The following is a 16,671-nucleotide window of genomic DNA, read 5'->3' as shown; positions in this document are numbered from 1 at the left end:
CGACGTGCCACGCATGCCCGTTCAGAAACGCGTTTCCGCCGGGCGGGTGGACTTCTGCTCCGAGGGACGCGGCAAGGAAGAGCAGGATGCGCTAATTGCTGGCGATAGTTCAACTCGGCGGCCGAAAACGCCAGCGAAGAAGATCGCTGTCTCAGGTCATGGCTGCGCTGGCCGAGCATCCGAAGCGGGATCCCGTCGTCCTGGCCGGCGACGGTACGCTGCGCCACCGAGGATGGCGGTCGGTGGCACATGAAGGTCCCGACGGCACCCAGGCGAGCATCACCGTTCCGGCGGACACGCTGAACGATGGCTGGAAGGTGCGCTGGCGATCCGGCGCGGTCTCACCCACCGCCACATCCGCTTGGTCGGCCTGGCGGTCCTTCACCGTCAGCCTGCCCAAGCCCACCGCCACCGGCCTGACCATCGCCCCGTCGAAGGTGGTGGACGTCGTGGGGGTGGCCGACACGGTCGCCCCCACGCTGCAGGCCACCCTCACCCATCCGACCGGCCAGGCGCTGCGCGTAGAAGCCGAGATCGAGCACGAACCGTCCGCACTCGATGGGCAGGGCAGCGGACCGATCTGGGCCGGCGCCGTGGACAACATCGCCTTCGGCACGGGGGCGAGCGTCGCCGTTCCCGCGGGCACGCTCACCGACGGGCGGAAAGTCCGCTGGCGCCTGCACGGCGTCAGTGAGCAAGCGACTGTTACGCGAGACCAGCCGCTCCATGCCGCCCGCGTCGGCCGCCCGCAGGCTTCCGATCTATAACTCCTCGCAGACCCTGTCGATGGGCAAACGCGGGCGATATCGAGCTTTCCCCCCATTAGCCGTCTTGACGCGGCGAGACCGTCGATAGGCGTGATCCCACCAACGGTGCCGCGTGGCTCCCGTATGGCGTCGCGGTGCATGATGACGTGGACGGCAGTGAGCACCCGGCGAGAGTCGATAACTATGCCTGATCCGAGGGCAAATGGTCAGTCTCCGGAAGGCCCCCCGGATTCGAGCGAGGACAGGCTTACACCAGGAGGGGCTTGATACATCTGACGTAAGGCCTGTGCAGGTCCGAGTGCCGACCCGCAGGAGAGGGCGGTTGCGCTGTTACGGAGCAAGTCTTTCCCGTTACTGAAAACGATCTTTACTTTTAGTTCCTGCCCGTGTGGTGATCACTCCGTTTTGCTACCTCTGTTCGAAAGGCTGGAGTGAACACATCACGATTAGCGTCTGGCTTATCTGCCCGGACGCGCCGCCGCGCCGCTCTGATCGCCGTCCTCACACTGCCGCTTTCACTTATGAGCGCACCCGCGATCGCCCAGGGCCCCACGCCATCCCCCGCCGCCACGACTCCACCAGCCAACACCAGCACCCCGGCAGGGGCCGCGCTGGCACAGGCCAAGAAGGACAACAAGCGCGTCGAGATCGAGGCGCTGCGCTCGGAAACGGGTACCTACTTCGCCAACCCTGACGGCAAGACCATACGTGTTGAGCTGTCCAGTACACCGATCCGGGTCAAGAAGGACGGCGCCTGGCAGCCGATCGACACCCGGCTGATCGAAGAAGACGGCGTCCTCCAGCCCAAGTCCAGCCTGGGCGAGCTCACCCTGTCAACGGGCGGCAACACCGACGCCGTCACCTACACCAGCGCCCAAGGTAAAGCGGCCATCGCCGCACCCGACAGGCTGCCCGAACCGGTGGTCAAGAACAACAGCGCCACCTACCCCGACGCCTACGGCCCCGGCACTGACTTGGTGGTCACCGTCACCCCGAGCGGCTTCCGCCACGATGTCGTCATCCGCCAGCGGCCGGCCAAGGACCTCAAACTACGCGTGCCCATGCGCCTGCCCGACGGCCACAAACTCGGCAAGGGCCCGGACAAGACCCCCGGCGTACTCAACGCCAAAGGCAAAGAGGTCGACGACCTCACAGCAGCTCCCATGCTGGACGCCGCCGCTATGGCCAGCCCCGACCAGGGACACATCAGCCAGGCGAAAGCCGCAATCGACGGCGACAGCGTGATTCTCACCGCCAAGGCCGACTTCCTCACCGACCCAGCCGTCACCTACCCGGTCACGGTCACCGCCGCCTCGGAAATCTGGGAGGGCACCGGCATCGCCGGCGACACCCACGTCAGCAACGTACTTCCCAACGGCGACGACAACGCCCTGCTGGAGTCCCTGACCGCCGGCCGCTCACACAGCGGGACCCGCACCCACCGCGCCTACATCCGCTTCAACATCCATGACACACCACTCATGGGCGCCACGATCACCAACGCCGACCTGCGCCTGCACAACTACAACTCCCACACCTGCAGCGACGACAACCCCGGCATCGTCGCACACCGCATCACCGATCCCTGGACCGTCAGCACGCTGACCTGGAACAACCAACCGGACATCACCGTGAACGGCCAGGTCGGCAACAGAGGCGCCTACAGCGCGACCATCCCCTGCCCCGAAGGGGAAGGCGAGCTGTACTACTCCATCGAAGACATGGTGCGCGAGTGGGTGGCCGGTGAGCCCGACGAAGGCGTCCGGCTCACCTCCCCCACCGAAACCGTCTCCCAGAACTGGCGCTCCTACCGCTCCGACGAGTACGGCGGCTACGACACCTACCCCTTCACTTCTCGCGGCCCCGTCCTCTTTATCGAGTACGAGCCCGTTGCCACGGTGGAGGTGGCCACATTCCAGTACGGCGACTGGGGGACTACGCCACAAGACCTGGCAGAGCAGCGGTCCCGGGAGAGCGAGGACGGCAGCCCGCCTGGTCTTGATCCGAGCCATGAAGAGACGCGTCAAGAAACGCTGAACTCCACTCAGTCTGTCACCGTCAACCCGGACGATCTCCCGATGCCGGAAGACATGACCGAGGAGGAGTTGGAAGAGTTCGTCCGGGAGGAAGGCGGCAGCGTCGATGCCCCGGAGGATCCTCCCACTGCGGACACGCTGGCTCCTGAGGTGATGACGAAGCCAGCCGACGGTGACACCGGCGTCGCTCTCGACGAGGAGATCCGCGTCGCGTTCACCGAATCGGTAACAGACCAGACTTTCGCTTTGAAGGATGCGGCGGGAACCGATGTTGCCTTCAACGCGACGCCCATTGGGGACGATCCTGATACGGAGGAGATCGAACCGAGCGATCAGGGCTGGGTGCTCAAGCCCGAGCAAGCCCTGAAGGAAGCTGAGCGATACCGCATCGAGGTCAAGGCGGCCAAAGATGCCGTCGGAAACGTCATGCGTGACTTTTCTGCCACGTTTACGACCGTGGGAGGAAATGCGCCGGTGCCGGGGCTGGTCGCGGCCTATGGCATGAACGAGGGCTCGGGCACCAGCGTCGGGGACTCTTCCGGGCAGAACAACACTGGCGCGGGCAGCGGCACCACCTGGGCGAATGGCAAATACGGCAAGGCTCTGTCGTTTGACGGCTCTTCCAGCGTGGTCACCGTCGGGGATGCCGCGTCGCTGCGTCTGGCAACTGGGATGACTCTGTCGGCCTGGGTTAACCCGGCTTCAGTGGCTGACTGGAGCAGCGTGGTGGGCAAGGAGCTGAGCGCCGGGGGCATCTCGTACACAATGTACGCCGCCACTGACCTGTCAGCTCCGGGTGGCTGGGTGCAAACCTCTCCCGACGAATCGTCGTACGTTGATGGCTTCGAGCCGTTGCCGGTCAACAGCTGGAGCCACCTGGCGGTCACCTACGACGGTGCCGCCCTGCGGCTGTTCGTCAACGGTCAGCCGGTCAATGAGACCCGTATGAGCGGCGGCCTCCACGACGACGGCGGCCTGCTGCATATCGGTGGCAACTCCGTCTTCGGCGAGTACTTCGACGGCCTGATCGACGAGGTGCGCGTCTACAACCGCGCCCAGGCCGTAACGGAGATCCAGGCCGACATGAACACCCCCGTCGGCTCCACCACCCCGAATCCGGACCCGACCCCTACACCGGATCCCACGCCGACACCCGATCCCACGCCCAATCCGGTGCCGGGACTGGTGGCGGCCTACGGCATGGAAGAGGGCACGGGCACCAGCGTCGGGGACTCGTCCGGACAGAACAACACCGGAGCGGCGACCGACACCAGTTGGACGACCGGCAAGCATGGTAAAGCCCTGTCCTTCAACGGCTCCTCCAGCTGGGTCACCGTTCCACACGCCGAATCACTGCGCCTGACGAACACGCTGACGCTTTCGGCATGGGTACAGCCGGCGACGGCGGACCACTGGCACACGGTGCTGATGAAGGAAACCGCCGACAGCGGCTCCTACGGCCTGTACTCCTCCGCCGACGAGTTGCTCCCCTTAGGCTGGCTGCAAACCGCTGACGGGCCGCGGGGGGTGTCCAACGGCAGCCCACTGCCGCTGAACCAGTGGAGTCACCTGGCCGTCACCTACAACGGCAGCATGGCCACTCTGTACGTCAACGGCACACAGATCGACCAGGAACCGATCGACGGCGACCTCGTCGACGACGGCGGCGCATTGCGCCTGGGCGGCAACAGCGTTTGGAGGGATGAATTCTTCAGCGGCCTCATCGACGACGTGCGAATCTACAACCGCGCCCAGACCGCGGCCGAGATCCAAATTGACATGAATACCCATGTCGGTGCTGCGGAAACGGGGGTGGCGACCCAGCGGGCGCGAAAGAACTCGCCTGTCGGGGTCCGAAAGCTTGCGGTCGGTGACAGCCGCAGCGTGGACGGCGTCACCGTCGCTCCTACCCGCACACCCCGCCTGACCGCGTGGCTGTCTGCCGGGCGCGACGGCGAGGCGAGGGTGGAGACGGAGGTCGCCCGCAAACCCTCTAAGTCTGTCAAGGCGGGCAAGGTGGTCTCGGACAAGCAGCTGATCTGGTCCGGCCAGGCCACCGCCGATCACGGAGACTCCCGGGTGACGTTGCAGGTTCCCAAGGGGAAGTTGCGGCCTGGCGAGAACGTAAGGTGGCGAGCGCGCCTCACCGGTTCCGGAACCACGGGGACCTGGACGGGCTGGCAGGATCTCACCATCAAACAGGAGGAGCCGGCAGCTGCGACACCGACATCTGCAGCGCGTGCCCTGGCCGACGATGACCCGCTCTTCCGGAAATGCCTCGATACTCCTGGGGCGTACGACGATCCCGGGTTCACGCTCAACCGGCAGACCTACTGCTCCGTCCAGACAATTGCGGTCGGCAACTTCAAGCTCCCTGAAGGCAACCCCGAAATAGACCGAGGCGTCTTCGCCAAAGCGGTGATCGTCGGACGCGCTTTCAACAACGGCAAGAAGACGGGGGCCCAGAGGGATCGTATCTCCCGTTGGTCAATCAAACTGTATGACGTGGAAGCGCACGGCGCCTCAAGGAATTGGGCGTGGCTCGCATTCGGCGTGAAGAACTCCGAGAACTCCGACTGTCATATGGACTCGGCTTACGTAGAGGGCAGTTGGCAGCAGTGGCGTGACGGCAAGGTCGCCGAGTTCGCCGTCGTATCCAAAGAGACAGATCCCGGCCTTGCCGGTGAAGACCTCGTTGCGTTCTGTTACCCCAGGTTCTACTACAAACACTGGTACCCGGCAGTACCTTCGGAGAAGCCGAGGTATATCTACGCGGAGGGTGTGCCCACCGTCCGATGCGATTCCGCTTCGTACATCGTGAAGTCCTACGGTACCGGCTGCATCATGCCGTATGCGCAAACGACTTACGAGACGACTGAGACACGTCCGGGAAAACCCCACGAGGACGAGGGTAACGTCCTCACGGCCTACCGAAGCGTTCCAGGCCATATTTGGACCGCGTTACAGGCGTCCATCCTCACTTATCCGAAGGCCGCCAGCAAGGCGATGCCAGGCACCCCTACCACCGGACATCTGACACGAAATGTCAATAATAACTGGAAGAAAGGAAACAACGACAAGTCGAGAGCACTCTGCCGGAGCCTTTTCAAGGAGTACGACGACACAGACCCAGTGCTGGGGAAGAAAAATTCTCACAGACTGTATGAATGTGACGAGTATCCATTTCAGTCCACCATGCAGGGGTCGTGGACCGGAGCCAACAACGGGAAGGATTCAAATTTTCGACAATTCTCCGTTAGACCCGTCTACCACAAGCACAACAACGAGGACAGCAAGAACATCGGCAAGTACTACGGCTCACAGCGCATCCTCGGTGTGGACGGAGATAAACGTACTAAAGCGTACGATCACTTCTTAGTGAAAGCAATTGTGCCAGGGTATAGGAATTGGTAGAAGCGCGCATATCCAGGCATGATTCGCGATAGTTCGACACCGTAACCGCCCCGGGATGAGCGGACATCGTTCATCCCGGGGGACGCCGGCTTACAGGAGATATGCATGCTGGAAACGATGATCGAAGAATATGTCGAGACGCTAAGAACATTGACTCTCGACATTTTCGCATATACGCTAACCATCCCCGACTCCGGCCAACTGACATCGGCGGAAGCCATCCGCCGCCTACGATCGGCCCCTCTTACGCAGCCTGCCGGCCCTCCAGGTCCCTATGACACCGATGGCGATGAGGACCTCATGCTGATAGCTATCGACAACGGAATCGTCACACTAGACGGAATCAACCCGGACCCCGACCGTAAAGAGGTGACCGATCGACTGGCCGGCCAAGGACTCAGGCACTGGTACATAGCCCAGGACGTCGAGGGCAATGGCACCCTGTATGTGCGCTACGGAGACGCCGAAGGGGAGGTACAGTGTCCCGAACCCCTCGCCAATCCGTCCACTCCCTGGACAGAGTTCCTCGGCCCTCTAACTCCATACGCCTCACTCCTTGCATCTTTATATGACGACAGAGAGCTAGAAAGAGACGCAACCGCCATCTTTTTGGCCATCATTGAGCATGAAAGCGGAGTTCGCTTCAACGAGGCCTTACTCGCAAGGCCGCGTCTAATCGTGCCAGTCGATCCACATCGTCCTATCGTGTAGCGACCGAGCCACTCGAACCACCACGTGGGAACTCATCGCCCCTGTTCGGCACGGGACCAGTATGAGCGGCGGGCAACCTGAGCGCATCGACTACCTGGGACGGCGTACAAACACGACTACGGAGCAGATCGGTCGATGGCGAAACGATCGAGCTGGGATCGCATGAGCGACGGCAGCCGCCACGCATGCTCATGCCGGCCGTGCGCCATCCAAGTGAGTCGAAGCATCCGCACCTGAAGAGCGGGAACACCTTGCGAGACGCTCGCGGCGAATGTCGCTCTGAGCAGGTAAAACAGAAGTCGAGTGATGGGCGGCGGGAGATCATTGTCGAGGAACCGAGGCACATTCAGCGGCAATCACATACCACCCATCAGTAGACATAGCGGCCTCCGTATGGCTCGAGCTCTCCTGAAGCGGGTGCCGCAGACATCCGAATCTGCCTAAATTGTCAAGCCGTAGCTTTCGATCGCGGTGGGAAGGCGACGTGCTCGTTGTAGATCATGCCTTCTTGCAGACAGTGGTGAAGGCAGCCGAGCAGGCGGTTGAAGGTGTTACGGAGCGCGCTGGAGTGGCGATCTCCCTCGGTGCGTCGCCGGTCGTAGTGGGCTCTGGGGCCTGGTGCTCGTAGAGAGGCGAAAGCCCAGACGTAGCCGGCGGCGGCCAGCCGCTGATTCTTCACCTTGCGATGATGAACGACCAGGCTCTTGCCCGAGGCGCGGGTGATCGGCGCTGCGCCGGCGTAGGCCTTCAGCGCGCGGGCGTCGGTGAAGCGGGCGCGGTCGTCGCCGAGCTCAGCGAGCACGCGGGCACCGGTGAGATCGGCCAGGCCCGGGAAGCTGGTGACGACAGCCGCGTCCGGGTGCTGGTGGAAGGCTTCGCTGGTGGCTTCGGAGAGTTCGTCGGCGGCGCGGCAGGCCGCGTAAAGCTGCAGGAGCAGGGCTTGAGCCTGACGGCCGAGCGCTTCTTCGACCAGAGGGAGCTGATGCAGGTGTTCCCCGCGGAACAACGTCTGCAGCCGTTCGGCCCAGGTACCGATGTTGCGCCGGCGTCCGGATGAGCGCAGCAGGTCGTGCAGGCGGCGGGTGGTGAGCTTGGCGGCCGCAGCCGGGGTGGGCGCCGCTTGCAGGACGGCGCGGGCCTCGCGGGAGGTCAGGCCGATGTTCTTGACGTGGAAGGCGGTCAGCGCCGCCGGGAAGTACTCGCGCAACAGCGAGCGCAGCTGGTTGGCCAGCTGCTGCCGGTTCCAGACCGCATCCTGCTGCGCCCGGGCCAGCACCGCGATCGCCTGTACCAGCTCGGAATCGGCCGGCAGTGGCCGGTGGTGGTCGGCATCGACACGCAGGATGTTGGCCGGAGTCATGGCGTCGGCGTGGTCGGACTTGGCCCGGGCCACGGTGTGTCGTTCGCGGTAGCGGGCCACGGCCAGCGGGTTGATCGCATACACCTTGCGGCCGGTGGCGCGCAGGCAGGACACCAGCAGGCCGCGACTGGTCTCGATCGCCACCGGGATCTGCTCGCCGGGGCAGTCTCCGTGTTCGGCCAGCAAATCCACCAGCGTCCGCCATCCGTGGACGTCGTCACTGATGCGTCGTTTGGCCACCAGCCTTCCAGGCTGGTCGACCAAGGCGACGTCGTGGTACTTCTCCGCCCAGTCGATCCCGCACGTCAGCGGCACCATGTCCCTCCCTTTTGTCGGTCGTAGCGGCAGATGAGCCATGCAGGGGCACGCCACGCCCTAACGAGAGAGCTCGACGGCTCGACATCCGATCAGCAGTTCGTGACCCCAGCCCGCCGCAGGCCCGCATGCTGCGCAAGGGCTCGACGGCCCGGGTGGACAACAGCGGTGTCTCCTGCGACTGGCTCACACCACGATCTTCGCGAAAAGTACTGGTGGGTGACCATCGAGCAGGACCGACGTACGCTGCCTCAGCCAGCCAAAGCTCCAGGCCCGATATCAACTCAGGCCTTGCTCTGTTCCCGTCGATCGCCACCCACCAAGGCCCGCCCATCACGCACGGCCTGCGGTCAGAAGTCAAGCTCCGATTCGAATCTAGGCTTCAGGGCGAGTACCCGAGCCAGCGAACCCGGGGTCGTACACAGTCATTAGGTTCGAATCCTGCCGGGGGCACGCATCCGACCAGGCCTTTTTAGCCCCTGACCTGCAGTTTTACGGCCGCAGGTCATTTGCTTGGTGGACCTTGATAGGCAGCCGAGAGCGCACGAACGCAACCGTAGGACCATGATCAGGGGACATAGTTGGGATGATCTTGGCGGTGTATCACCAGGTCAGGCCCCGATTCTGAGCCCTCAGGCCTCTCGCAACCCGCTACGACGGCTCGGCATGCGACGAACATAGCCGTTGATCATGCCGAATACATGCCTAAAGCGGAGCGTCATCCCTCCAGGCGAAGTCCGTCCGCACCCGTCGCCGGCAAGAATGACGTCGCCCGGCATGTCGATGCCACACCCCCTCCCCCAGCGCCAGACCTTCCGGGTGCTTCACGTGTGGGCGCCGGTACGCTTTCCCAGACCTGCGGATGAAGCCGCCCCTTAGTCGGCACCTCCAGACCGTTCTCGCGAGCCCAGGCACGGACCTCGGCCGTGCTGGGCTCCGGCATCGTCGCGGGCTCGTCCATCGTCGACACGACCCGCGCCGCCTCGGCCGAGTGGTCCGCGGCCGCGTAGGCGGCGGCCAGGAACCGGTAGGTCCACTTCTCGGCCAACTGCCGGCTCTCGCAGAACACGATCCGCACCCCGGGAAAGGCCACCTGCAACTCCGCAATTCCATCGGCCACTACCGCCGGGCGCTCGTGTTCCAGCTTGAACACCTGGCTGTAGCGCTCCTCCACCACCGCCGCGGCATGCGCAAGGCCAGCCAGCTCCGTCAGCTGATACTTCAACCGACTGTTCAGCAGAGAACCCACCAAGTCGGCCAGGCTCTTGCGCTCCACTGCCGCGTGCAACGTCCCGGCGACCTCGACACCGTAATCACCGCACGGCAACCGCCGCCTGACCAGCTCCACCTGCTGGCGAGGGAACTTGTAGGCGTACCGCTCCCCGCTGTCCACGACGACCGGCAGAGCCGCGACCCCACAAGCGCGCGCGGTGGGAGTTGTCACCTTCGGACGAGCCTGCCTGCGCACCCGCGCCGTCTGCCAGAACACCGCATCCCGGCCACGCGCCTTGGTGAAAACAATCTGCGACCGGTTCTCCCGCGCCCGATCCAGCACCAGATCGATCGCCGCACCCCGCCGCACACGCGACCGGACCGCCACCCGCTCAACCACCTCAGGCTCAGCCGGCCACTCCTCCGACCCGACCGGATAACAGTAGAGCACCGATATGGATCTCCCGGTGGGAACCTTCAACGTAACCAAGATTCTCGAGGTGTGCGGTCGGACGACGAGTCGACGCAAAGCCGCATGGCAAGCGACCGCACTCGCTATCCCGGTTATCGACGAGGTGAGTGATCGCAAGGTGTCCACGCGATAGTCACATTTCACAAAAAAGCTTGCTCAATTCCTTCGACCATCCGATTGTCATACTATCGGCACAACAAAAACCGGAAAAGGAGGAGGGACTATATCCACCTCATCGTCATCTCCCCCAACTTCTTCCAGATCATTCCATGAGATGAAGCCAGGAGCCGCATCCGACTTGATGCACTCTATAATTGAATCAAGTTCATGAACGATACGGTACTTTCCCCTGAAGGGGAGCTCATCCACTCCAGTGGAAACAACTGAAAGTCGCAATTGACCGGCCTGCTCATCGTACCAAACATAGAACGTAATGGGAGTTCTAGACGTCGCGAACCTAGCTCTCAACCTAATCCCCGCAGCCAAGATCGCTTCGGCAACTTCATCGAGTTCCGATGCATCCCCCATGCTGAACGTGGCGAGGTTCTCGCGAGCTTCCCTATTCGGATCATTAGCACCGAGAACAAAACACGTTTCGGCATAGTCCAGAATCTTGTTACTCGTCTCGTTGATTACATCCTCCCAGAGAATTAAATTGCTATTCCTATTTGTGGAGCTGACTCCAGGGCACGATCTTTCCGACTTCCCCCTTATGTTTGCTCGTGAAGAAGTTGCCATACACGTCCGCGTCGGCAATCCATTCGAGCCCCTTCTTTGTCTGGCGATAAACCTTCCATGCAGTCCTCCATCTCCTTTCATGTCTGGGCTCCACCAGAGAATCTCGCCTTTGCGATTCGGTTTCTGCTGATAGTACCTAGCACCAAAAGGGCCTCCACGCATGATTTTCGTTGATAACTCGGCGGTAATTTTCCAAGCTTGCGCGCATGGGTTGGCGTTATGGACGAGGACAGCCTGGTCGCCCGCTAAGACATAATAGGTATGGATGTCGGCGACAGACAAGTTGTGCACCTGTTGCGATGCTGTCCATCGCTTCACATCGACGACTTGGATCCATGTCCCAGCGGAGGTACGAAGCCAAGCCCCCGGTTTAAGATACGTTGCGTCAACCCAATCCCGCAGAGAAGGGACCCAGAAGGGATGCTGGGCCGTTGCAATCACCGACTGAAAATTAGCTTCGCCCTTACGCTCTGGCCTGATGGTGATCTCGATCAGGTTCTTGGTGCCGGTGCTGTTGATTAGTGCAGTGACCTTCTTGGCTACCGTCTCGCCGGTGGCTGGATCGGTGGCCAGGACTTCGTCTCCGACGCGTATGTCCTCTATTGGTTGACGGCTTCCGTCCGCCATCAGCACCAGCGTTCCCGGCGCAAAGCTACTGCATGCCTTGGCCACCCTAGCGCCACTCGAAGAGATTTTGGCGAATATTTTTCCGAGGCCCTTGATTCCAGCCTTTGCGAGTCCTGCCCCAGGGATGAAGTTCACGGCGAAGAGCCCACAGGCGACGACACTTCCATTGGCGCAATCTGCCGCGTCACCGAAGAAGAAGTCAAGGAATTCGTCGGTTATGTTTTCCCCTCGCCTTGCCCGATCCCAACTTTCTTTCCGCAGCCGATTCCACGTTTCGTCGGAAATTCCTAGCTCAGCACGCCATCTGAGGCAGCGCTCTATACCTCCACCGAAGGGACCGAGACACTCGTTCAAAAATTGCTTGGTGCGTGTGGCGATTTTCGCCGCTTTCTTTATGGCCTTACACGCTTCTGTCCCATAGTAGCTTGAGCACGTAATTCCGCTCTTAGACGAGGAGGCACCGGGAGCTCCAATACCGCTTGACAGTATCTTCCACGCATCAGACAGGACACTCGGCGGAATGCCCGTGTATGCCTGTCTAATAAACTCCTGAATGACACCTTTATCCGATTTCCAGAATCCATTGGGTGGATTCCATCCATTCGGGAGAACATTCTGTCGCTTCATTTCTTCGATGGTCATCACGTTAACCATGTTGGTGACAACCGCGCCGCATCCACCGTAGGTGTCGCAGCCGATGGGTCCGCCGCCTCTGGATATGCCGCAGCTTCCAATGCAATAGCCGCCTTCGCCTCCCTCGTCGCCTCCGTAGACAATGCCGTGCTGGGCATATATTTCGGTGGCTGATTGGTAGCCGATACCTGGTGTGTAGTGCCCACTTCCTGTGCTGACAGTGGCGTGGCCGGTGGGGTCGGTACCGGTGAGGGGGGAGGCGTTGGCGTAGGTGTAGCGGTTGGCCTGGACCGAGGGGTTCGGGTTCAGGGTCATGGTGTCGCGGCTGGTGAAGGTGCCGGTGCCGGGCTGATACCAGCGGGCGTGCATGTTGACCTTGCCGGTGTCCGGGTCGGTGTATTCGCCCTGGTAGCCGAGATTGGTCGTGGTTCCGGTCTGGGCGGTGACGGCGCCGAACGGGTCGTAGGCGGTGGAGGTCTGCAGGGTGGTGGTGTAGGTGGCCACCAGGTCGCCGTGCAGGTCGGTGAACGCCGCCACCGCCGCGCCGGTGCCTTCGGTGAGGCCGAGCAGGCCGCCGCCGGTGTCGCGGGCGTAGCGGGCCTGGACTGTTCCGCTACTGTCGGTGATGGCGGCCAGGTCGTTGCCGAGCCCTGCGTAGGCGAAGGTCTGCTTGGTGGTGCCGTGGATGCGGCTGGTGAGGCGGTCGAGGGCGTCGTAGGCGTAGACGCTGTCGCCGTCGGCGATGAGCCGGTCGAAGGCGTCGAAGGTGTAGCCGGTGGTCGTGCCAGCCTTGGTCTCGGTGGCCAGGGTGCCGCGCGAGGTGTAGGTGTAGGTGCTGCCGTCGCCGGTCAGCAGCCGGTTGCGTTCGTCGTAGGTGAAGGTCTTGTCGCCGGCCTTGGTGCGGTTGCCGGCGGCGTCCCACTCATAGGCGGTGGTGGCGCCGTCGGGGGCGGTCCAGGAGGTGAGGCGGCCGGCGTGGTCGTAGGCATAGGTGTTGGTGCCTGCTCCTGCCGTGCCGGTGGTCGTCTTGGTGGTGAGGTTGTCGTCTTTGTCCCAGCCGTAGGTGATCGTGGCGAGCTGGGTGCCGGAGCCGTTCTCGAGCGTCTGGCCGGTGAGGCGGTCCATGGCGTCGTAGTCGAAACTCTGCGTGCCGGCCTGACCGCTGGTGGCGGTGATGGTCTTCAGGCGGCCGGCCGGGTCGTAGCCGTAGGTGAGGGTGCGGTTCGTCACCGGGTCGGTGGCGGTCTTCAGGCGGCTGGCGTTGTCCCAGGTGAAGGTCGCCGTCCCGGCGGCGTCGACCCTTTGGGTGGGGTTGCCCAGCGCGTCGTAGCGGTAGGCGGTTTCCTGGGTGCTGCCGCGCGTCACCGTCAACGGCAGGTCGCGGTCGTTGTAGTCGACGGTCAGGTTGCCGGCGGTGGTCATGCGGTTGGCCAGGTCGTAGCCGAAGCTGCGCTCGGCGGTGGCGGCGTCGCCGCCCGCGCCGTTCTCTTGGGTGAGGCGGCCGAGGTGGTCGAAGGTGCGGTCGATGCGGACGCCGCCGGGCTGGAGGGTGGCGACCGGGTTGCCGGCCGCGTCGTAGAGGTGGGTCCAGGTGCGGTCGGCCGCGTCCGGATGCGCGGCGGTGGCGGGTTCGGTCACCGTTTCGGCCAAACCGAGGCTGTTGTAGGTGGTCCAGGTGGCGTTGCCGCGGCCGTCGGTGAGCCGGGTGCGGGCGCCGGTCGCATCGTAGCCGAGGCTCGTGGTGATCGACTCCTCCTCCGAGACCGGCTCGATGAGGGTAGTGGGGCGGCCCAGGGCGTCGAAGGTCTGCTGGGTGACGTGGCCCTCGGGGGAGGTGAGGCTGGTCTTGTTGCCTGCGGCGTCGTGGCCGAAACGGTAGGTGCGCAGGACACCGCCGCTGCGGTCGAGGTCTTTGGCGGTGATCTGCCGGCCGGCCAGGTCATAGCCGGCGGTGGTCGCGTTGCCGTTGGGGTCGGTGGTCTTGATCAGCCGTCCGGCCAGGTCGTAGGCCATGCCGGTCGTGTTGTTGTTCGGGTCGGTCACGGAGGTGACCTCACCGGCCGCGTTCACCCCATATGTCGTGACCTTGCCGCCTGGGGCGGTCTGCTTGACCAGCCGGCCCGCGTCGTCGTACTCCATGGTGGTGGTGTAGGACGCCGTGGACGGCTTGCGCTCGATCTGCGTGGCGGTGATCTGCCGGCCCAGATCGTCGTAGGTCGCCCCGGTACGCGCCCCGGTGGGATCGACCGTGGCGAGCTTCTCCCCCGCCATGTCGTACTCCGTCACCCACGTCCCACCCTGCTGCCCCTCAGGAGCGGGATCGGTGACCCGCACCTGACGGCCGAGCTTGTCGTAGTCGAACGTCGTGGTGTGGCCGCGCGGGTCGGTGGTCGAGGTGAGCTGCCCGGCCGCGTCGTAGGTGAGCGAGGTGGTCGGAGTGAGCGCGGTGCCGCCGGGCGGGGTGTAGCTGGGCGTCTTCTGACCGGTCAGACGGCCGGCCTTGTCGAAAACCGAGACGACAGTACGGCCCTCAGCGTCCGTCTCATGTGTCGTCGCACCCACCGCGTCATAACCGAAACGCACCGCAGGCCGCGAGTCATCAGCCGCGCCGTCCTTGTCGACCTTGACCTGCGGGCCGGTGGTCTCCACGAGCCGGCCGAGCGCGTCATAGCGCATCTCGGTCGTGAACGCCTCCGCGTCAGCACCCGCCACGTTGCCGCGCGGCTCGGTCGTGGCCACGGCCAGACCACGATCGTCATAGTCGACGGTGGTGACGATGTCCTCGTCGCCGTTCTCGACCGTCGTCCTGGTGGGCAGGTTCGTCTTGGTGTAGGCCTGCTCGGTGACCTCGGCACGGTCGCCGTCGGCGCCGGTGCGAATGGTTTTAATGATGTTGCCGTTGGCGTCGTAGGTGAACGCGGTCCTGCGGTCCAGCCCGCCGGGGTCGAACGTCTGCGAGGTCAGGAAACCGGCCGCGTCGTAGACGTACTCGGTCGTCGACTGCGCGTTCCCGTCACCGGTGACGAGCTTGATCTGGTTGCCCGCCGCATCGTAGGTGTGGCTCTCCAGCTCGACGTCCCGCGCGGTGCCGGAGCCGTTCAGCTTCACGTTGTCGGCGATCTTCTTGGCGAGCAGGTTGTCGCCGAAATACTCGAAGGAGGTCCTGCGGCCCATCGCGTCCGACTGGGCCACCAGGCGGCTGGCCGCGTCATAGCCGAACGACGCCAGCACCTTGTCCGTCGCCGGCTGCGGGTCGACCGGGCTGCCGGTCCAGCCCTTCAACGTCTGGGTGAGCAGTTCGCCGCGCTCGCTGTAGGCGTGCTCGACCACCGCGCCCCTGGCATCCGTCACCGTGGCCAACCTGCCGATGGTGTTCCAGCTCTGGCGCACCACACCGCCCTCAGGGTCGGTGATCGTCTCGACCCTGCCGTGGTCGTCGTAGGTGTAGACGGTCGCGCGCTCGGCGTCGCCGCCGCTCAGGTCGCTGACGGTCTCCCGCAGCCTGGAGCCGTCCGGGTCATAGGCGTACGTGGTGCGCCTGGTGTGCGTGACCCCGGACACCTCGTTCCTCACGCCCGGCTCGGTCTGCGTCGCCAGCCGGCCGAGCACGTCGTAGGTGAGGACGGTCTTCACCCCGTCGGGGTGGGCTTCGGACACGTGCGAGCTCTCGCGCAGCCGGCCTAACGCGTCGTAGGCCAGCTCGACCTTCAACCCCTCGGGGTCGCGTTGCTCGGCCAGGTCACCGGCCGCCGTATAGCGATAAGTCGTGATCACCCATCGAATTGCGGCGCACGTCTGACCAGGGCTGTAGCAGAACAGAGACCCGGACGACCAGACGTGCCGTAATACAGCTTTGATGCGGGGCGCACTCCACCGACAAGGCCCCACCCAGGTACACACACAACAGCCGACACAACCCAGAGTGCTACACATCAGCCATGAAAGATCGCCGAGTAGCCGACTCTCATGTCACATCGATCTTCCCCTACGAGCTCGGGCGACGAACATGATCAAACCCGTACACAATGCCCGTGGAGGCTAACCCACGACACGAACTGGGCTGCGCGAGAGCAACGCCGCTGGATAGCATCAAGCACCCACACCTGAGGAGCGGGATCACTTCGCGACGCTCTCGCCACGACTGTTGCTCCGACCAAACCGAAAAGACGCAGGCTGCGGGCCAGGGAACGCGTTGAGCAGCAACCGGTATACCGTCCATTTGGCCGCCACATACCGCTCATTGAGGGACATACCTGGCTTGGCTGGACTCGATCCCACGGCGCGCGATGCGCGGGGTGATGCCGCGGACGCGCAGAAAGGTGCGCAGATGGGGGTAGCCGTAGCCCTTGTCGCCGTGGAGTTTGCCCCGTCGACGACGTCGGGGGC

General features: G+C 63.6%; 6 protein-coding genes and 1 pseudogene. 3 read left to right on the top strand and 4 right to left on the bottom strand.

What is annotated here, in order from left to right:
• Window positions 1-95: 95 nt before the first annotated feature.
• The 3 genes from E1267_RS12590 to E1267_RS12580 all read left to right on the top strand — a co-directional run bounded on the left by E1267_RS12590 (window position 96) and on the right by E1267_RS12580 (window position 6,928).
• A complete protein-coding gene (locus E1267_RS12590) occupies window positions 96-767 on the top strand; it encodes a hypothetical protein (protein ID WP_165959582.1) in 672 nt (223 codons plus the stop codon).
• 521 nt (window positions 768-1,288) lie between these two features.
• Window positions 1,289-6,217 carry a LamG-like jellyroll fold domain-containing protein gene (locus E1267_RS12585; protein ID WP_132332616.1) on the top strand — a complete coding sequence of 1,643 codons (4,929 nt, stop codon included), beginning with the start codon at window positions 1,289-1,291 and terminating at the stop codon, window positions 6,215-6,217.
• A gap of 105 nt (window positions 6,218-6,322) precedes the next feature.
• A complete protein-coding gene (locus tag E1267_RS12580; RefSeq protein ID WP_132332615.1) occupies window positions 6,323-6,928 on the top strand; it encodes a hypothetical protein in 606 nt (201 codons plus the stop codon).
• A 448-nt stretch (window positions 6,929-7,376) separates the two neighbouring features.
• On the opposite strand, the gene E1267_RS12575 is transcribed toward E1267_RS12580, so the two are convergent.
• From E1267_RS12575 to E1267_RS45315, 4 genes and pseudogenes are all read right to left on the bottom strand, one after another.
• Entirely contained in the window at window positions 7,377-8,606 is a 1,230-nt protein-coding gene (locus tag E1267_RS12575) for an IS110 family RNA-guided transposase (RefSeq protein WP_246063808.1), read from the bottom strand.
• Between the two features lie 715 nt (window positions 8,607-9,321).
• Window positions 9,322-10,215 carry an ERCC4 domain-containing protein gene (locus E1267_RS12570; protein WP_220449447.1) on the bottom strand — a complete coding sequence of 298 codons (894 nt, stop codon included), beginning with the start codon at window positions 10,213-10,215 and terminating at the stop codon, window positions 9,322-9,324.
• Between the two features lie 252 nt (window positions 10,216-10,467).
• Window positions 10,468-16,059, bottom strand: coding sequence for a polymorphic toxin-type HINT domain-containing protein (locus E1267_RS12565; protein WP_165959580.1), 5,592 nt, complete (start codon window positions 16,057-16,059; stop codon window positions 10,468-10,470).
• 484 nt (window positions 16,060-16,543) lie between these two features.
• A pseudogene (locus tag E1267_RS45315) lies at window positions 16,544-16,671 on the bottom strand (IS5/IS1182 family transposase); the annotation flags it as partial.

This window comes from Nonomuraea longispora (genome assembly GCF_004348345.1).
Lineage (GTDB): Bacteria > Actinomycetota > Actinomycetes > Streptosporangiales > Streptosporangiaceae > Nonomuraea > Nonomuraea longispora.
This window is presented reverse-complemented; position numbering and strand designations above follow the sequence as displayed.